16 protein-coding genes are annotated in these 17,973 nt (G+C 64.8%); 12 read left to right on the top strand and 4 right to left on the bottom strand.

What is annotated here, in order from left to right; translation table 11 throughout:
- Positions 1-13 precede the first annotated feature (13 nt).
- The gene (gene ugpB, locus XH87_RS07415) at positions 14-1,354 is read right to left on the bottom strand and encodes a sn-glycerol-3-phosphate ABC transporter substrate-binding protein UgpB (protein ID WP_271586888.1); all 1,341 of its coding nucleotides are present in this window, start codon (positions 1,352-1,354) and stop codon (positions 14-16) included.
- Between the two features lie 279 nt (positions 1,355-1,633).
- Between ugpB and XH87_RS07410 the strand changes: the two genes are divergently transcribed.
- From XH87_RS07410 to XH87_RS07380, 7 genes are all read left to right on the top strand, one after another.
- Complete coding sequence (locus XH87_RS07410) at positions 1,634-2,629, top strand: TRAP transporter substrate-binding protein (RefSeq protein WP_271586740.1); 996 nt, start codon at positions 1,634-1,636, stop codon at positions 2,627-2,629.
- A 6-nt stretch (positions 2,630-2,635) separates the two neighbouring features.
- Positions 2,636-4,714 (top strand): sensor histidine kinase, encoded by a 2,079-nt coding sequence (locus XH87_RS07405; RefSeq protein ID WP_271586739.1) that lies wholly within the window; start codon positions 2,636-2,638, stop codon positions 4,712-4,714.
- Positions 4,684-6,429, top strand: coding sequence for an ATP-binding response regulator (locus XH87_RS07400; protein ID WP_271586738.1), 1,746 nt, complete (start codon positions 4,684-4,686; stop codon positions 6,427-6,429). The genes XH87_RS07405 and XH87_RS07400 overlap by 31 nt, the downstream gene beginning before the upstream one ends.
- A gap of 10 nt (positions 6,430-6,439) precedes the next feature.
- Entirely contained in the window at positions 6,440-7,177 is a 738-nt protein-coding gene (locus tag XH87_RS07395) for a response regulator (RefSeq protein WP_035703534.1), read from the top strand.
- 423 nt (positions 7,178-7,600) lie between these two features.
- The gene (locus XH87_RS07390) at positions 7,601-8,212 is read left to right on the top strand and encodes a sigma-70 family RNA polymerase sigma factor (protein WP_027574699.1); all 612 of its coding nucleotides are present in this window, start codon (positions 7,601-7,603) and stop codon (positions 8,210-8,212) included.
- A gap of 365 nt (positions 8,213-8,577) precedes the next feature.
- Positions 8,578-9,276 (top strand): cytochrome c biogenesis CcdA family protein, encoded by a 699-nt coding sequence (locus XH87_RS07385; protein WP_271586737.1) that lies wholly within the window; start codon positions 8,578-8,580, stop codon positions 9,274-9,276.
- 31 nt (positions 9,277-9,307) lie between these two features.
- Entirely contained in the window at positions 9,308-9,868 is a 561-nt protein-coding gene (locus tag XH87_RS07380; protein ID WP_271586736.1) for a thioredoxin family protein, read from the top strand.
- Between the two features lie 90 nt (positions 9,869-9,958).
- Here the strand turns inward: XH87_RS07380 and XH87_RS07375 are convergent, their stop codons facing one another.
- Positions 9,959-10,117: a hypothetical protein gene (locus tag XH87_RS07375; protein WP_271586735.1), complete on the bottom strand. Its 159-nt coding sequence runs from the start codon at positions 10,115-10,117 to the stop codon at positions 9,959-9,961.
- On the opposite strand from XH87_RS07375, the gene XH87_RS07370 reads away from it, so the two are divergent.
- From XH87_RS07370 to XH87_RS07360, 3 genes are all read left to right on the top strand, one after another.
- Positions 10,104-10,946 (top strand): hypothetical protein, encoded by an 843-nt coding sequence (locus XH87_RS07370; RefSeq protein ID WP_271586734.1) that lies wholly within the window; start codon positions 10,104-10,106, stop codon positions 10,944-10,946. The two genes, XH87_RS07375 and XH87_RS07370, sit on opposite strands and share 14 nt — an antisense overlap.
- 299 nt (positions 10,947-11,245) lie before the next feature.
- Entirely contained in the window at positions 11,246-11,839 is a 594-nt protein-coding gene (locus XH87_RS07365; RefSeq protein WP_271586733.1) for a L,D-transpeptidase, read from the top strand.
- A gap of 88 nt (positions 11,840-11,927) precedes the next feature.
- Positions 11,928-12,965, top strand: coding sequence for an amino acid ABC transporter substrate-binding protein (locus tag XH87_RS07360; protein WP_271586887.1), 1,038 nt, complete (start codon positions 11,928-11,930; stop codon positions 12,963-12,965).
- Positions 12,966-13,206: 241 nt separating this feature from the next.
- Here XH87_RS07360 and XH87_RS07355 read toward each other — a convergent pair whose 3' ends face one another.
- Positions 13,207-14,346 carry an acyl-CoA dehydrogenase family protein gene (locus tag XH87_RS07355; RefSeq protein ID WP_271586732.1) on the bottom strand — a complete coding sequence of 380 codons (1,140 nt, stop codon included), beginning with the start codon at positions 14,344-14,346 and terminating at the stop codon, positions 13,207-13,209.
- Between the two features lie 130 nt (positions 14,347-14,476).
- Positions 14,477-15,691, bottom strand: coding sequence for an acyl-CoA dehydrogenase family protein (locus tag XH87_RS07350; protein ID WP_271586731.1), 1,215 nt, complete (start codon positions 15,689-15,691; stop codon positions 14,477-14,479).
- 137 nt (positions 15,692-15,828) lie between these two features.
- On the opposite strand from XH87_RS07350, the gene XH87_RS07345 reads away from it, so the two are divergent.
- Together XH87_RS07345 and XH87_RS07340 are read left to right on the top strand one after the other, a co-directional pair.
- Complete coding sequence (locus XH87_RS07345) at positions 15,829-16,374, top strand: carboxymuconolactone decarboxylase family protein (protein WP_271586730.1); 546 nt, start codon at positions 15,829-15,831, stop codon at positions 16,372-16,374.
- Positions 16,375-16,556: 182 nt separating this feature from the next.
- Positions 16,557-17,861, top strand: coding sequence for an IS701 family transposase (locus XH87_RS07340; RefSeq protein WP_442868244.1), 1,305 nt, complete (start codon positions 16,557-16,559; stop codon positions 17,859-17,861).
- The last annotated feature ends 112 nt before the right edge of the window (positions 17,862-17,973 follow it).

The raw sequence follows: 17,973 nt of genomic DNA, 5'->3' as shown, positions 1-17,973 counted from the left end.
GCTCCGCTCCCCGCTACCTGTCCGGGCTGGCGCGCTCGAACTGGCGCAGCAGCTTGTTGCCGCGCTCGACGGCGGAATCCAGCGCGGCTTGCGCGCTCTTCTGACCGGCAAAGGCTTGCTCGAGCTCGTCCTCGATGGCCCCGCGGATCAGGACGAAGGAGCCGAGCCGGATCCCCTTGGAGTTCTCCGTCGGCGGATGCAGCGTGATCTCCTCGAACGAGATCGCCGTACCCGGGTTGCGCTCGTAGAAGCCCTGCGAGCGCGTGAGCTCGTAAGCGGCGCGGGTGACCGGCAGATAGCCGGTGTTCTGGTGCCAGGCGGCCTGCACGCCGGGCTGCGACAGATAGGCGAAGAACCGCGCCACGCCCTTGTATTCCTTGCGGGGACGGTCGCGCAGCACCCATAGCGTGGCGCCGCCGATGATCGAGTTCTGCGGCGCGGGCTTCACGTCGGGCCAATAGGGCATCATGCCATAGCCGATCTCGAACTTCGAATTCGCCTTGATGTCGGCCCGCGTCGCGGAGGAGCCGATGAAAATGCCGCATTCGCCGCTCTGGAAGCGCGGCTCGGCCGCCTGGCCGCGTCCGCCATAGTCGAACACCCTGGTCTTCTGCCATTCGGCGAGCTGGGCGACGTGACGCACGAGAACGGGGTTGTTGATGGTCAATTTCGCATCCAGCCCGGCAAAGCCGTTGCCGCGCGTCGCCAGCGGCAGATTATGGAAGGCGGAGAAATTCTCGACATGGATCCAGGACGGCCAGGATGTGGTGAAGCCGCAGGCCGCGCCACGGTCGCGCAGGCGCTTCGCGGACGCCGCCAATTCAGGCCAGGTCTTCGGCGGCACCTCCGGATCGAGGCCCGCCTCGCGGAACATGGTCTTGTTGTAATAGAGGATCGGGGTCGAGGAATTGAACGGGAACGACAACAGGTTTCCGGCCGCATCGGTGTAATAGCCGGAGACCGCGGGCAGGTAGTCGCCCAGCGAAAACGGCTCGCCCTGGTCGCGCATCAGGCTGAACACCGGATAGATCGCGCCCTTGGCCGCGGTCATGGTCGCGGTGGCGACCTCGTTGACCTGGACGATCGCGGGCTGGCTGCGCGAGCGGAAGGCGAAGATCGCTGCCGTCACCGTCTCGGTGTAATTGCCCTTGTAGGTCGGGACGATGCGGTAATCCGGCTGCGAGGCGTTGAAGTCGGCGGCGAGCTTTTCCAATTGCCGGCCGAGCTCACCGGACATGGCGTGCCACCACGCGATGTCGGTGGCGGCACGCGCAGGGGCGGCCAATGAGAGCGCCGCGAAGGCGGCGGCGAGCTGCAAGAGGCGCAATGCTGAGGTCACGATGGCTCTTTCCATGCCGCGGTCGACGAGGCCGCTGCCCTGCTTAAGGCGCGGCATTTGCGGTTTCAACCGGGAATGAGACCCAGTCGCGCCGCACAATCGGCCCGCGGAGCCGGGCGGGATGGCCTTGCCTTTACCATCCGCTGGAGCCCCGTTCGGATCGGAACGGGGCCCCAGATTCTTAATTTGACGCGTTTTCTTCACGCGAACCGGTATCCACTTCGCTGGAAAACGCTTTAGATTGCATTGAACCTTTTCCTTCCCGCCTTAGACTCCACCACTGAGGGGTTGAGTGTGCCAGTGCTGAGCCGTGCCGAACTCTCGCGGACCGGGGTGATTTTCGTCGTGCTTCTGCTTGCCGTCTGGACGACGGGCGCCGTTGCGCGCGAATTTCGCGCCGCCGATACCCAGACCGAGGATTACCCGACCGTCCAGGCGCTGCGCTACATGGGCGCACTGATCGCCGAGCGCACCAAGGGCCGGCACGAGATCAAGGTGTTCCACTCCCGTCAGCTCGGAGAGGAAAAGGAGACCATCGAGCAGACCCGGGCTGGCGCGATCGACCTCAACCGGACCAACGTGGCGCTGATCGGCAATTTCGTCCCGGCCATGAACGTGCTCGCGATGCCGTTCCTGTTTCGGTCCATCGAGCACATGCAGAAGGTGCTGGACGGGCCAATCGGCAGCGAGATCCTGAATAGTTTCGAGCCCTACGGCTTCGTCGGACTCTGCTTTTACGATTCGGGCGCGCGGTCGATCTACAATGGCGTCCGCCCGGTGAGGAGTGTTGCAGACCTCAAGGGGTTGCGTATCCGGGTGCAGCAGTCGGAGTTGATGAGCCAGATGATGCGCTCGCTCGGTGCCGAGCCGGTCGAGCTGCCTTACGGACAGGTGCTCACCGGGCTTGCGAACCATCTGATCGACGGCGCCGAAAACAACTGGCCATCCTTCGTGACGACAGACCATTACAAGCATGCCGGCCACTACACGCTCACCGAACACACGATGAGCCCGGAGGTGCTGGTGATCTCGCGGAAGGCCTGGCAGAGCCTGTCGCCGGACGACCAGACGATCTTCCGGGAAGCCGCGCAGCGCTCCAGCCGATTCATGCGCGAGAAATGGCGCGACCTCGAGGAGCAGTCGCAGCGCAAGGCGCAGGAAGCGGGCGTGACCATCATCAAGGACATCGATCGCAAGCCGTTCGAGGAGGCGATGGCCCCGATCTACGCCAAGGCCGGACGCGATCCCGCGGCAGCCGCGCTGATCGAACGCATTCGCAAGGTGGAGTGACGCCTGTTGGCTGCGCCTGGACATAGCGAACACGCGGACAGGCCGCCCGGCCCGCTCGGGCAGCTGCGCGCGCGAGTCGTTGGCGTGCTGCGGGCGGTGCCGATCCGCTGGCGCATCCTGTCGATCGCCGCGCTGAACTCCGCCGTGGTGGTGGTGCTGGTGGCGATGATCTGGAACGGCGCTCAGGTGCTGGGCTCGGCCTGGGACGACGTGCGCCAGGTGCGCGAATCCGACCGCATCCTGGCGCTGCTCGAAAGCGAGACCGGGCGCCTGCAGAACCTGATCCACCGCTACATCAACCAGCCGAGCCCGGACCTGTTCGCCGAGATCCTCTTGCTACGCGAGGCGGTGCTGGGCACGCTGACAAACCGTGCCGCCAAGGACCCGATGCTGTCGGGCTCGGTCGAGGAGCTGGAGCGCACCACCGATCGCTTCCTCAACGGCTTCGGCGAGCTGCGCAGCGTGCAGGCGACCATCGCCAAGACCTATGAGGAGCAGGTGCAGGGCCCGGCCAAGGACATGGCCGGTCTCTATTCCATCATCGAGGGCGCCACCGGCCATCGCGACGCGCTGATCTGGCCCTCGCTCGGCAAGTCCCGCGAGGCCTTCACCGCGATGCTGGTGGCGGCCAATTCCTATTACCTGTCGCTGTCGTCAGGCGCGGCCGACGACGCGCGCCGCAACACCGAGACGATCGAGAAGACCATCCCCGTGATGATCGATCTCGCCGACAACGACCTGCAGAAAATGGCGTTGCAACGCCTCGGCGCCCGCACCGCCGCGCTGCGCGAGGGTTTTGCAAAGCTCTCCGAGCAGCTTGCGAGCCGTACCGAGCTGCTCCGCAACACCATCGATGCCAGCCAGGCCGAGGCGATCGGCGCCATCGACGACCTCTCGACCAAGATGCGCCAGCGCGAGCAGAAGGCGCAGGAGACCTTCGACCGCACGCTGGCCAATATTTCCCGCCGGGTGCTGTCGATCGCGGTGATCTTCCTCGGCATCATCCTCACCGCGGGCGTCTTGATCGCGCTGTCGATCCGCCTGCCGCTGCAGCAGATCATGGCGGCGATGCGCGCGATCACGCTCGGCGACCTCGACCGCGAGGTGCAGGGCACGCGTGCGCGCGACGAGGTCGGGGCCATGGCGCGCGCGGTGGAGGTGTTCCGCGAGAACGCCATCGCCAAGCGCCGGACCGAGGATGAGCTGCGCGCGTCCAAGGAGAAGGCCGAGAGCGCGCTGCTCGAGCTCAACACCGCGCAGCAGAATCTGATCGACGCCGAGAGGCTCGCCGCGCTCGGCGGCCTCGTCGCCGGCGTCGCGCACGAGGTCAACAACCCGATCGGCATCAGCCTGACGGTCGCCTCCAGCCTTGCCCGGCGCACCGAGATCTTCGAGGCCCAGCTCAAGGGCGACGGCGGCTTGCGCCGCTCGCAGCTCGAGGAGTTCGTGCAGTCCTCACGCGACGCCTCGCAGCAGCTCGTCGCCAATCTCCAGCGCGCAGGCGAGCTGATCCAGTCGTTCAAGCAGGTCGCGGTCGACCGCTCGCATGCCGAACGACGGCAATTCTCGCTCAGCGAAGCCACCGACCAGATCATCGCGAGCCTGCGCCCGGTGCTGAAGCGTTCGCCGATCACGCTCGAGGTCGACGTGCCCGAGGGGCTGCTGCTCGACGGCTATCCTGGCTCCTATGGCCAGATCCTGACCAACCTCTTCCTCAACGCCGCCAACCACGCCTTCGCCGACGGGCGCGCCGGCACGATCACGATCTCGGCGCGGCCGCGCGGAACCGACGACGTCGAGATCAGCTTCACCGATGACGGGGCCGGCATGACCCCCGACGTGCAGCGCCAGGCCTTTGACCCTTTCTTTACCACCCGGCGCAATGAAGGCGGCACGGGACTTGGCCTGCATATCGTCTATAACCTCGTCACCCAGCAGCTCGGCGGCCGCATGATGCTGGAATCCAAGCTGGGACAAGGCACTACTTTTCGCATTATCATGCCCCGGGTCGCCAAGGGCGGCGCGCAAAGCACCGAAAGTGACGGATCTTCTCAATGGCCGAACAGGACGATGTCCTCCACCTGATCGACGATACCGGTACCGCGTCGGAGGATAGCAACGCCCGGAAATGGAAGATCGCCGTCATCGACGACGATCCGGCCGTGCATGACGGCACGCGCTTTGCTCTCTCGGATTACAGCTTGAACGGCCAGAGCCTGGAGATCCTGTCGGCCTATTCCGCGGCGGAAGGCCGCAAGCTGATGGCCGAGCACGGCGACATCGCCGCCGTGCTGCTCGACGTCATCATGGAGACCGACGTCGCCGGCCTCGAGCTGGTCGAGTACATCCGCAACGAGATCAGGAACGAGACCGTGCGCATCATCCTGCGCACCGGCCAGCCCGGCCAGGCGCCGGAACGGCGCGTGATCGTGCAGTACGACATCAACGACTACAAGGCCAAGACCGAGCTCACCGCCGACAAGCTGTTCACCTCGCTGACTGCGGCGCTGCGCTCCTATCAGCAGCTCGAACGCATGGTGCAGACGCGCCGCGGGCTCGAGATCATCATCGATGCCGCCTCGACGCTGTACGACTTCAAGTCGATGCAGCGGCTCGCCGAAGGCGTGCTGACCCAGCTTGCCTCGCTGCTCAACGTCGATTGCGCCGGCATCCTGGTCTTGCGCGACAATGGCGGGGTCGATCCCGAGCTCTCGGTGCTCGCCGGCAGCGGCTGCTACAGCCGCTTCATCGGCACCACCTCGTCGAGGGCGCTCGACCCCGAACTGCGCGAGATGGTGGAGGCCGCGTTCCAGCGCCGCAAGAACGAATTCGCCGACCATCGCAGCGTGATCTACTTGCGCACCGGATCCGGCCGCGAGGTCGTGGTGCTGCTCCAGGCCGAGCGCGAGCTGTCGGAGACCGACCGTTCGTTGGTCGAGATCTTCTCCAGCCGCCTCTCGATCGCCTTCGACAACGTGATCCTCTACCAGCAGCTCCAGGACGCCAACACCCAGCTCGAGGACCGCGTCGCCCAGCGCACACGCGCATTGATGCAGGCCAACCGCCGGCTTTCGGCGCAATGGCTGCGGCTGCAGCGCGCCAACGGTTTCAAGAACGAAATTCTGGGCACCGTCGCGCACGACCTGAAGAATCCGCTCGGTGTGATCCTCGGCCGCACCGAGATGCTGAAGGAGCTGATCTCGACCGGCGCATCGGAAAGCGGCGTGGTCGCCCAGGTCGATCACATCCGCGACGCCACCAAGCGGCTGACCACGATGGTCGACCACCTGATCTCGGACGCGATGGCCGATGCCTTCGACATCACCATCCGCCGCGAGCCGGTCGACGTCGCGGCCCTGGTCAAGGAGGTTGCCGAGGCCAACCAGCCGCTTGCGGTCAACAAGCAGCAGACGATCGGCGTCACCGCGCCGCCCAACATCGTCACCATGTGCGACACCGACCGCATTCGCGAGGCGATCGACAACCTCATCAGCAACGCCATCAAATACTCTCCGATCGGCGGCAAGATCGACGTGGCCGTCACCCATGAGGGCAGCGACACCACCGTCCGCGTCAGCGACGAGGGCGCCGGCCTGTCGCCGGAGGATCTCGGCCGCCTGTTCGGCCGGTTCCAGCGGCTGTCGGCCAAGCCGACCGCCGGCGAAAGTTCGACGGGGCTTGGGCTCTCCATCGTCAAGCGTATCATCGACATGCATGGCGGCGCGGTAACCGCCGCGAGCGACGGCCCCGGCAAGGGATCGACCTTCACCATCACCCTCCCCGCGACTGAAATGCCATGATGCAAAGACCATGACCCAGAGCCAGCACATCATGATCGTCGACGACGAGGCCCCGGCCCGGGAGATGGTCGGCGATTACCTCAAGATGCACGGCTTCACCGTGACGCTGTGCGACGGCGGAAAGTCGCTCCGCGCCGCGATCCAGGGCAGCATGCCCGATCTCGTCGTGCTCGATCTCAACATGCCCGAGGAAGACGGGCTCTCGATCATTCGCGACCTCAAGAGCCGCATCAACGTGCCGGTCATCATGCTGACGGCGACCGCGAGCCCGATCGACCGCGTCGTCGGGCTCGAGCTCGGCGCCGACGATTACGTGGCCAAGCCCTGCGAGCTGCGCGAGCTGATGGCGCGCATCCGCTCGGTGCTGCGGCGGAGCGTGCCCGCCAAGGCAGCAATGTCCGACGCGGCGGCGGCGAAATCGGACAAGGACCAGCTGGTGCGCTTCGGCACCAAATGGCTCGATCTCGAAGCCCAGGCCCTGCGCGACGACGAGGGCAACGAGCATCCGCTGACCGCCTCCGAATTCGGGCTGCTCAAGGTGTTCGCGGCCAATCCGAAGCGCGTGCTGTCGCGCGAGCGCCTGTTGGAATTGGCCAACGCGCGCGACGCCGAAGCCTTCGACCGCGCCGTCGATCTCCGCATCATGCGCATCCGCCGCAAGATCGAGCCCGATCCGGCAAAGCCCGCCGTGATCCGCACCATCCGCGGCGGCGGCTACCTGTTCTCGCCGGCGGGCGAGAAGGCGTAGCCAGCCTCGCACACCGTCGTCATCCCGGGGGCGCGCTTCGCGCCCCGGGCGACAGCTGTGTGTCTAGAGCCTTTTCCGTTCCGATGGAATCGGAACGGGGCTCTAGACTCTTGTCTTGACGCGTTTTCTTGACGCGAACCGGTGCCCACCTCGCTCGAAAACGCTCTAGCGCGACCGAACGCAAGTCGCCGGGGTTCGTTCCGTCGCATCGCCGTCCTCCACCCCCACCCCCCGTATTTTCCGCGCATTGAAATTCCACGGCTTTTGGCCGCGAATGTTTCGTCGCGGCCGTTGCGACGAAACAATTTGGCGGCGCACGAAACCATTTTCCGCTTTTCGTGCAGACGTCCCGAAACGTTGGCTCATTAACACTTCGGCTTAAGGAAACGCCGCTCGGTTGCGGCGCTACGGGGAGCCAAGTCCATGCGGAATGTCATCGCCATCAACGCCCAAGCCAGCCAGAGCATCATTGCCGCTCAGGCGACCTCGGACGACATGCTCCTCGAAAGTATTGCCGACGGCAACCGGACGGCCATGCACATCCTTTATTGCCGGCACAATGTGCGAGTGTATCGCTTCATCCTGCGCATCGTGCGCGACGCCACCACGGCGGAAGACCTGGTCAGCCAGGTGTTCCTGGACGTGTGGCGGACCGCCGGGCAATTCCAGGGCCGCTCGCAGGTCTCGACCTGGCTGCTCTCGATCGCCCGCTTCAAGGCGCTGACCGCGATGCGCCAGCGCCGCTTCGAGGACATCGACCAGGAAGACGTGCGCCAGATTCCGGACGATTGCGACACGCCGGAGACCTCGCTCGACCGCAGCGACACCAGCGCGATCCTGCGCGCCTGCGTGCAGAAGCTGTCGCCGGCGCATCGGGAGATCATCAACCTCGTCTACTACCACGAGAAATCGGTGGAGGAGGTCGGCCAGATCATCGGCATCCCCCAGAGCACCGTGAAGACGCGGATGTTCTACGCCCGCAAGCAATTGGCCGATTTACTTAAGGGCGCCGGCGTCGACCGTTTCGCCGCTTAAGGCAAATAAATTCAATGGGATAGGACCACAGCTCATGCCCTGTCCCCAGACACGGAAGCGTTACCGCCGACGACACAATTGAAACAAACGACAACATCAGGCGGAAAAACTTCCCCCCTACAAGGTTCGCATACGGTTTCGTTAAACCTCCCAAGACCTCCAACGACCCGGACGGGATGCCCCCCTCCGGGTCGTTTTGTGTTTGAGAGTGAGGTGGCCGCCGCGGGCTCCCGCCTCTCCCGTTTGCGGGGAGGAAGCGCAGTGCCGTCATGGCGCGTAGATCGCCCGTCACGAACGCGTGACGCCCCGTAACGACCGCCCGATCCATTCCGAACCGCCCTCGTGACTCCATCCACGAGTGCGCCATGCTCGACCTGATCTTCGCCGTCCTCGCCGGCATCCTCACCATCGCTGCGCCCTGCACGCTGCCGATGCTGCCGATCCTGCTCGGCGCCTCGATCGGGCGCGCGGGGCATTTGCGTCCCGCGATGATCGCACTCGGCTTCGTCGTCTCGTTCTCCGCAGTCGCGCTGCTGCTCGGCGCGCTCACGCGGCTGTTCGATTTCGACCCGAACGTGCTGCGCGAAGCCGCATCCATCCTGCTGCTCGGCTTCGGGCTGTTGATGCTGTGGCCGGCGCCGTTCGAATGGCTGTCGATCCGGCTCAACGGCTGGCTCGACCTCGGCAGCGCCGGCGCCGCGCAGCGCGATGGCGCACTCGGCGGGCTCGTGCTCGGCACCACGCTGGGCCTCGTGTGGACGCCCTGCGCAGGGCCCGTGCTCGGCTCGATCCTGACGCTGGTTGCGACCTCGAAGAATCTCGGCTGGGCCGGCACGCTGCTGGTCGCCTACGCGATCGGCGCGGCGATCCCGATGCTGGGAATAGCCTATGGCGGGCAGGCCGCGACCACGCGCGTGCGCAGCCTCGCGCGGATCTCGCCGCGGCTGCAGCAGGGCTTTGGCGTCATCGTGATCGCCTTCGCGGTCGCGGCCTATTTCCAATACGACACGCTGATCGTGGCGTGGCTCACCGGCTTCTACCCGACCGGCCAGATCGGCCTGTAACCATCGAAAACTTCACCCGGAGGACGCTTCCATGACTTTCAGACTGCTCGCCGTTTCCGCCGCCCTGATCGGCTTCACCGTGACCGGTGCCGTCATCCCCGGCCTCTGCGACGAGGTGTCCCGCGCAGCACCAGTCCGAGTCGCCGCGAACCAGCAGTCCGCACCCGACTTCGCCGGCATCAACAACTGGTTCAACTCCAGGCCGCTAAGCATCGCCGACCTGCGCGGCAAGGTCGTGCTGGTCGACTTCTGGACCTATGGCTGCGTCAACTGCGTCAACACGCTGCCGCACGTCACCGACCTCTACGCCAAATACAAGGACAAGGGCCTCGTCGTGGTCGGCGTGCACACGCCGGAATTCCCGTTCGAGCGCTCGGCCTCCAACGTGCAGGCCGCGCTGAAGCGCCACGGCATCACCTATCCGGTGGCGCAGGACAATGATTCGAAGACCTGGAACGCCTACCGCAACCAGTATTGGCCGGCGCAATACATCATCGACCAGAGCGGCAGGATCGTGTTCCAGCACGCCGGCGAAGGCCGCTACGACGAAATCGACCGCACGGTGGCCAGGCTGCTGAACGTGAACAGCTGAGACCACACGACCATCGCGCGGCGGGTTTCAGTTGTCGCCCTTGTTGCTTGACTCCACGGACCCGTCCGTGGAGTTTCGCAGGCGACGCAATCAGCCGCCCGCGATGGACGACACGACCACCAGCAACGACATTCGCCTCCGTGAAGGCTCCTCGATCGCGCAGCGGCTGGTGATGTCCGGCTTTGCGGCCGCCGTTGCGCTCTGCTTCACGCCCGGCCTGTTCACGCACGACACCATGGAGATCATCATCTCCGTGGTCGCGCTGCTCGTCGGCGCAGGGTTCGTCGCCGGCATCATGATGGCGCCGGCGGTGGTGTGGATCATCACGTCGAACGAGATTCTGATCGGCCAACAGCGTCCGTTTGGAAAGCTCCGCACGCGGGTCGTCCCGAAAGACGACATCAGCGGATTGCAGGTCCCCGGCAGCAGGAGGGTGAAAGCCCGCTTCCAGCTGGCCTTCACGCTGGCCTCCGGGGAGCGCCTGACATCCCCGCCGATTTCCGACGTCACCCATGTCCGTGACACGGTGGCCCGGATCGCCACGCAGTTCGGCGTTCCCGACGTCGAGGCACCTAGCAATCCGCTCGACGCCAGCAATCCCGAGATGCGGCTCGGCGAGCCCCTCGAGCCGTTTCCCGCGCGAGACATCCGGATCGTTGGGTTGATCGCCGTCGCCCTGTCCGCTGTTCCCTATGCCTACAAGCTCTGGCGCGGGCTGCCGCCCAGCCATGTCGACATCCTGCTGCTGCCCATCGGCGCGATCGCTGCATTCGCCGTGCACAGATATGCCAACCTCGTGGCGGGCGCGTTCTGGATCATCCGGCCGACCGACATTCGCGTCGAGCGCCTGTGGGGCGACGGCAGCCTGCGCGCCGACCATATCGAGGGGCGCGACGTGAAGACGATCATGGTTGAGCGTCGCGGCCGCTCCGAGGACGAGCACTGCATCGTCGCGATCCGGTTGCACTCGGGGCGGCGATTTCGCAGCCCCCGCATCGGGTCGAGGCTGGAGGCGCGCGCGGTCGGGACGGAAATCGCGCGGCGATTGGGGATCACAGCGGAGAGCAACAAGATTTAGCTGGGACCTGGCAGCTGGCCAACGGGCGTCTCGAAGGACGAGGCGTGCGCTCCGGCCGCCGCCAAGAAGCCCTATGCGAGCTCCCTTCCCCGCAGGCGGGGGAGGAGCGCATCGAGCCCAGCCGCCACGATCACTGCTTTTCGCGCCATCCCCCGTTTGTGGCATTGCCCGGGGCCCGTCAAAAAACCAAAGCATTCTCGTGACATGCCAGGGTGGCGCGCCATCAACTTGCCATGAACTTGCCCATCAGGTTTGATGATTCCGAATGATTTGCGCTGCGGCAGCGGGGAGAGCTTGAAATGACGGATTTTCGTCGCCTGACCGGGATTTTCATGGCTGCGATGGGCATGATCCTGTCGGCGCCGCAGGCCTTCGCCCAGCAACCTGACCGCGGCGACGAGCCGGGCCTGATTGCCGATGACGGCTACCAGCTCGATCCGGAATGGCAGAAGCAGGTCGTCTACTTCCGCACCACCGAAGCGCCGGGCACGATCATCGTCTCGACCGCCGAGCGGCACCTCTATCTGGTGCAGCCCGGCGGGCGCGCGATCCGCTACGGCATCGGCGTCGGCCGCGACGGTTTCCAGTGGCAGGGGCTGGTGACCATCACCAACAAGAAGGAGTGGCCGGATTGGACGCCGCCGGCGGAGATGATCCAGCGCCAGCCCTATCTGCCGCGCTTCATGGCCGGCGGCCCCGGCAATCCGCTCGGCGCCCGCGCGATGTATCTTGGCACCACCGTCTACCGCATCCACGGCACCAACCGTCCCGACACGATTGGCACCAAGGTGTCCTCGGGCTGCTTCCGTCTCGTCAACAATGACGTCGCCGATCTCTACGATCGCGTCCCGGTCGGCACCAAGGTGATCATCCGACAGAAGCCCGAACTCTAGGGGCTATGATTCGAGCATGATCTTTCCGGATCATGCTCTGCACCCTCCTCCAAATTCCTTTTTCCCGATTTTTCGAGAGAGCAACATGATGCGCACTTTTCGTGGCGGCCTGCTGATCGGGCTCGCGGTCGCCGTGCTGGTCGCCGTTCTGGCCACCATCTACGAGTTCTACGACACCCGCACCCTGAAGCGCACCGTGCGCCGCGGCGAGGTGCTGTGCGGCGTCAACAAGGGCCTGCCGGGCTTCTCGATCCCCGACGACAAGGGCAATTGGAGCGGCTTCGACGTGGATTTCTGCCGGGCGGTGGCGGCTGCGATCTTCAACGATCCGGGCAAGGCCAAGTTCGTGCCGCTCGACGCCAGCGAGCGCTTCAAGGAATTGCAGAGCCGGAAGGTCGACATCCTCTCGCGCAACTCGACCTGGAGCATGAAGCGCGAACTCGACTACGACCTCTATTTCCCGGCGGTCGCCTATTACGACGGCGCAGGCTTCATGCTGCCGCGCTCGCGCAACAAGGAGACTTCGCTGGACCTGACCGGCAGCAAGGTCTGCGTTCAGTCCGGGACCACGACGGCGCTCAACGTCGCCGATTACTTCCGTGTCAACAACATGAAGTACGAAGAGATGAAGTTCGACAAGCTGGATGACGTCGTGAAGGCCTACGACACCGGCAAGTGCGACACGCTCTCCGCCGACGTCTCGCAGCTCTATGCACTGCGTCTGAATCTGTCGAAGCCCGGCGACAACATGATCCTGCCGGACATGATCTCCAAGGAGCCGCTCGCCCCCGTCGTGCGCCAGCGCGACGACGACTGGATGATGATCGTGAAGTGGACGCTCTACGCCATGATCAACGCCGAGGAGCTCGGCGTCACCTCGGAGAACATCGACGAGGCGCTGAAGTCGAAGAAGCCGGAAGTGATGCGCCTGGTCGGCACCGAAGGCAATTACGGCGAGCAGCTCGGCCTCACCAAGGACTGGGCCGCGCGCATCATCCGCCACGTCGGCAACTACGGCGAGATGTATGACCGCAACATCGGCGAGAAGTCGAAGCTGAAGATTCCGCGTGGCATGAACCAGCTGTGGAACGCCGGCGGCGTGCAGTACGCGCCGCCGATGCGGTAGGCGGCGGATCGTTCCGCCGTCATTGCGTTGACGGTGTTGCCAAGCGTACGCTGCGTTCCCTCCCCCCTTGCGGGGGAGGGTTAGGGAGAGGGGTGCCACACGGCACACTCTATCGTTCGCACTCCACGTGAGGCGCGCGATTCTCTCGCAACGGACAGACCTTTTCCTGAGCTACCCCTCTCCGCCGCCTTCCCCGCAAGGGGGGAGGGAGCGCAGGGTGCCGTGTTGCACGAGTAGCGCCTCAATATCCCCGCGCCCGCGCCAGCTGCTCGGTGTGGTAATTGGCGTCGCCGAACAGCTCCTCGCACACACGTGCGCGCTTCATGAAGAAGCCGATGTCGAACTGGTCGGTCATGCCCATGCCGCCATGCATCTGCACGCCTTCCTGCACCGCGCGCGTGGCGGTGGTGCCGGCGCGGGCCTTGGCGACCGCGACGGCTGACGCGGCCTTGGCGAGGTCGGCATCCAGCGCCTGCAGCGCCTTCATGGTGGCGGCGCGGGTGATCTCGATGTCGACATAGAGCTCGGCGGCACGGTGCTGCAGCGCCTGGAATTCGCCGATCAGCTTGCCGAACTGCTTTCTGCTCTTGAGGTACTCGACCGTGCGGCCGAAGACCTCGTCGCTGAGGCCGACCATTTCGGCCGCGACCCCGCCGCGGCCGATATCGAGCACGCCATCGAGCAGGCCGGCCGCCTGATCGACCTCGCCGAGCACGCTGTCGGCATTGACCTCGACGTCGGCGAACTCGATCCGCGCCGCATTGTGCGCATCGACCATGATGGTGCGCTCGATCGCGACGCCCTTGGCCTTGGGGTTCACCAGAAACAGCGTCAGTCCATCGCGTTCGCCGGAGGAGCCGGCGGTGCGGGCCGCCACGATCAGGAGATCGGCGACGTGACCGTCGACCACCAGCGCCTTGGCGCCGGAGAGCTTGAAGCCATTGCCGGCACGCACGGCCTGAAGACCGGTCTGGAGCGGACGATGCTTGGCGCCCTCGTCAATCGCGAGCGTTGCGAGCAGCGAGCCGCTCGCGATCTTTGGCAGATATTCCGATTTCTGCGCGGCATTGCCGCCGCGGTTCAGCGCGGAGGCCGCGACCACTGAGGTGGCGAGGAAGGGCGACGGCATCAAGGTGCGGCCGATCTCCTCCATGACGACGCCGGCTTCCATGAAGCCGAGACCGCTGCCGCCGAATTCTTCCGGCACCAGGAGGCCGGCAAAGCCCATCTCGGCGAAGGAGTGCCACAACTCTTTCGAGAAGCCGGTGGGATCCTTGGAGTCGCGCAAGTGACGCAGGTGCGACACCGGCGCCTTGTCGCTGATCAGCCCGCGCGCAGAGTCGCGGAGCATCGATTGTTCTTCGGTGAGGACGAGGGCCATGGCTTAAGTCTCTAACGTCTGGCGGAATGCATGTTTGTTGCTGTCATTCCGGGGCACGCGAAGCGTGAACTATGGTGCGCAATTCGACGTTCCGGGTTCGCGCTTCGCGCGCCCCGGAACGACGGTGGAGTTACGCCCCCGGCAAATCCAGGATGCGCTTGGCGACGATGCCGAGCATGACCTCGGACGTGCCGCCCTCGATCGAGTTGGCCTTGGTGCGCAGCCAGGCGCGCGGACGGGCGCCCTGCCTGGAGCGCTCGCTCTCCCATTCCAGCGCATCGACGCCGCCGGCCGACATCAGGATCTCGTAGCGGCGCTTGTTGAGCTCGGTGCCGTAGTATTTCATTGCGGAGGAGAAGGCCGGATGCGCCTGCCCGGCCTTGGCGAGATCGACCGCGCGCTCGGCACAGGCCGCGAGCGCGGCCTCATCGACGTCGAAGGTCGCGATCCGGCCGCGCAGCATCGCATCGTCGAGCTTGCCCAGCGCATCGGTGCCGACGGAGTCAGCCGCGATCTGGCCGAGCGGACGGCCGACGCCGCGCTCGCCCATGCCCGAGATCATCGCGCGCTCGTGCTGGAGCAGATACTTTGCGACGTCCCAGCCACGGTTGACCGTACCGACCACATGCGACTTCGGCACCCGGACATTGTCGAAGAAGGTCTCGCAGAACGGCGAATAGCCGGAGATCAACAGGATCGGCTTGGTCGAGACGCCCTTGGAGGTCATGTCGAACAGGATGAAGCTGATGCCGTCATGCTTCTTCGCGGCGGGATCGGTGCGCACAAGGCAGAAGATCCAGTCGGCGTAGTTGGCGTAGGAGGTCCAGATCTTCGAGCCCGTGATGACGAAGTCGTCGCCGTCGCTCTCGGCGCGGGTCTGGAGCGAGGCGAGATCGGAGCCGGCGTTCGGCTCGGAATAGCCCTGGCACCAGCGGATCTCGCCCGCCGCGATCTTCGGCAGATGCTCCTTCTTCTGCGCCTCATTTCCGTATTTCAAAAGCGCCGGTCCGAGCATCCAGATGCCGAAGCTCGACAGCGGCGGACGGGCGCCCATCTTCGCCATCTCGGCGCGCAGCACCTTGTGCTCGGCGGCGCTGAGGCCTCCGCCGCCGAATTCCCTAGGCCAGTCCGGCACGGTCCAGCCCTTGTCGCGCATGCGCTCGAACCAGATGCGCTGCGGCTCGGAGGAGAATTTCGCGTTGCGCCCGCCCCAGAACACGTCGGCGTCGGATGTCGCGGGCTTGCGCATCTCCGGCGGGCAGTTGGCTTCCAGCCAGGCGCGCGTCTCGTTGCGGAATGTTTCGAGCTCGGCCGTTTCGGAATCGCCGGTCATGGAGTCAGTCATGGGTCGTTTCCATCAATCAAGATCGACGTGTTGGGCGCGACTCTGAGCCATCGCCCCGTGGAATTCAACCACTTCCGCAGCCGCATTCGGCTATAGTCGCGGCCACGACGGTGCTTGAAAACAAAGAGGAAACGAGAATGCGCCTGAAACTTCTTTCGCCTGGCGAAATGAACGAGAGCCAGCGGCAGACCTACGACGAGTCGATTGCCGGCAAGCGCGGCAAGCCGCCGGCGCCGATGATGGCCTGGCTCAACAGTCCGGAGATGGCGCGCCACGCAACGCGGCTCGGCGAGGTGCTGCGCTTCGACACGATCTTCCCGGCAAAGCTCTCGGAGATCGCGATCCTGGTGACGGCGCGGCACTGGACCGCGCATTACGAATGGTATGCGCACAAGCGCCTGGCGCTTGCCGGCGGCATGGATCCAACAGTCATCGAGGCGATCCGCGACCGCCGCACGCCTGAGTTCGACGATCCCAGGGGGAAGATGATCTACGACGTCGCGAAGTCGCTGCATGAAGGCCACGGCGTCGAGAAGGGCCTCTACGACGAGGCGGTGAAGCTGCTCAGCGAGCGCGGCGTGGTCGAGGTGATCGGCCTGTGCGGCTATTACACGCTGGTGTCGATGACGCTGAACACGTTCGAGTTCGGCCTGCCCGAGGGCGAGGTGTCGGAACTGGCCTAAAGCGCGATGCGATTAGGATGAATCGTCATCGCGCTTTAGGTTGTTGTTTAAGCATGATCTTTTCGGAAAACCGCTGCGCACTTTTCCGGATCATGCTTTAGTTCTACTGAGTCAGAAAGTCGCGCTACAGGTAATCGAGGAATCAGGTATCGGCGAGATTCACAGCGGGAGCAGAGCTGATGATGGATCGCCGAGAGCTTGGGAGCAGTGAATCGCGATTTGCGGCGTATGTCGAGGGGCTTGCGGGCGTGATCGGGCACCAGGACCGCAAGCAACCGCTGCGCGACTATTGCGCCGGATTGATGCTGCAAGGTGAGCGCAAGAGCGTCGAACCGATTGCAGCCGTGACGGCCCCGGCGCGGGTGGCGGCTCAGCACCAATCGCTTCTGCATTTTGTCGGCGAAGGGCGCTGGTCGGACGAGCGGGTTTTGGCCAAGGTCCGCGAGATGGTCTTGCCTGAGATTGAGCGTCACGGCCCGATTGAAGCCTGGATTATCGACGATACCGGGCTGCCAAAGAAGGGGCGGCATTCGGTCGGTGTTGCGCATCAGTATTGTGGTCAACTCGGCAAAGAGGAGAACTGCCAGGTCGCGGTATCGCTGTCGATTGCCAATGCACATGCCAGCCTGCCGGTGGCTTATCGTCTGTATCTGCCGCAAGAGTGGACGCAGGATCGCGAGCGTCTGAGCAAGGCAGGAGTTCCTGAGGATATCGCCTTCAAGACCAAGCATGAGATCGCGCTTGAGCAGCTAGGCTGGGCCTGCGCGGCCGGACTGCCGCGCGGTGTGGTGTTGATGGACGCCGGCTACGGCAACAATAGCGATTTGCGTGCCGACATTAGGGCGCTGGGGCTGTCTTACGTCGCCGGCATCCAATCGAACACCACGGTATGGGCACCGGGCACAGAGCCACTGCCGGCGAAGAAGTGGTCGGGCCGCGGACGCCCACCCAATCGGCTGAGGCGCGACGACAAGCATTGGCCGGTCTCGGTTAAAGAGCTTGCGCTCAGCCTGCCCAGACGCGCCTGGCGTACGATCGAATGGCGAGAAGGTTCGGCAGAGACGCTGTCCTCACGCTTTGCACGGGTGCAAGTGCGTGTCGCGCGGCGTGACGAGCGGCTCCATCAGATGCACCCGGAAGAATGGCTCTTGATCGAGTGGCCCAAGGGTGAGGTCGAGCCGACCAAATACTTTTTGTCGACACTTCCCCAAGACATCACCTTCAACCGTCTGGTCTGCTTCACCAAGTTGCGTTGGCGCATCGAGCGCGACTACCTGGAACTCAAGCAGGAAGTCGGCCTTGGGCATTTTGAAGGTCGCGGGTGGCGTGGCTTCCACCATCACGCAACGCTCTGCATCGCGGCTTACGGATTCCTCATCTCCGAAAGGGAGAGGATTCCCCCCTCAGCAACGCACTCCGCGACGATCCTCCCGCAACTTGCCATTCCCGACGGTTACCGACCCAGAGGAACTGCCGTTGCGGCCTGAACGTCATATCCCGAACTCGATCGCAACCATGCGCATCCGCCTGGCCAATGCCATCGCCAGAACCTTGCCGCGATGCCCGTGTTGCCGACAAACCAAAATGCGATCGCGACAA

The organism is Bradyrhizobium sp. CCBAU 53415 (assembly GCF_028128735.1).
In the GTDB taxonomy this organism is placed as follows: Bacteria; Pseudomonadota; Alphaproteobacteria; order Rhizobiales; family Xanthobacteraceae; genus Bradyrhizobium.
The sequence above is the reverse complement of the archived record's forward strand: the minus strand, read 5'-3'. Positions and strand labels throughout refer to the sequence as shown.

Coding starts and splice junctions, on each gene's coding strand:
- ugpB (WP_271586888.1), bottom strand. CDS start 1,354: ATGGAAAGAGCCATCGTGACCTCAGCATTGCGCCTCTTGCAGCTCGCC.
- XH87_RS07400 (WP_271586738.1), top strand. CDS start 4,684: ATGGCCGAACAGGACGATGTCCTCCACCTGATCGACGATACCGGTACC.
- XH87_RS07395 (WP_035703534.1), top strand. CDS start 6,440: ATGACCCAGAGCCAGCACATCATGATCGTCGACGACGAGGCCCCGGCC.
- XH87_RS07390 (WP_027574699.1), top strand. CDS start 7,601: ATGCGGAATGTCATCGCCATCAACGCCCAAGCCAGCCAGAGCATCATT.
- XH87_RS07385 (WP_271586737.1), top strand. CDS start 8,578: ATGCTCGACCTGATCTTCGCCGTCCTCGCCGGCATCCTCACCATCGCT.
- XH87_RS07380 (WP_271586736.1), top strand. CDS start 9,308: ATGACTTTCAGACTGCTCGCCGTTTCCGCCGCCCTGATCGGCTTCACC.
- XH87_RS07370 (WP_271586734.1), top strand. CDS start 10,104: ATGGAGATCATCATCTCCGTGGTCGCGCTGCTCGTCGGCGCAGGGTTC.
- XH87_RS07375 (WP_271586735.1), bottom strand. CDS start 10,117: ATGATGATCTCCATGGTGTCGTGCGTGAACAGGCCGGGCGTGAAGCAG.
- XH87_RS07365 (WP_271586733.1), top strand. CDS start 11,246: ATGACGGATTTTCGTCGCCTGACCGGGATTTTCATGGCTGCGATGGGC.
- XH87_RS07360 (WP_271586887.1), top strand. CDS start 11,928: ATGCGCACTTTTCGTGGCGGCCTGCTGATCGGGCTCGCGGTCGCCGTG.
- XH87_RS07355 (WP_271586732.1), bottom strand. CDS start 14,346: ATGGCCCTCGTCCTCACCGAAGAACAATCGATGCTCCGCGACTCTGCG.
- XH87_RS07350 (WP_271586731.1), bottom strand. CDS start 15,691: ATGACTGACTCCATGACCGGCGATTCCGAAACGGCCGAGCTCGAAACA.
- XH87_RS07345 (WP_271586730.1), top strand. CDS start 15,829: ATGCGCCTGAAACTTCTTTCGCCTGGCGAAATGAACGAGAGCCAGCGG.
- XH87_RS07340 (WP_442868244.1), top strand. CDS start 16,557: ATGGATCGCCGAGAGCTTGGGAGCAGTGAATCGCGATTTGCGGCGTAT.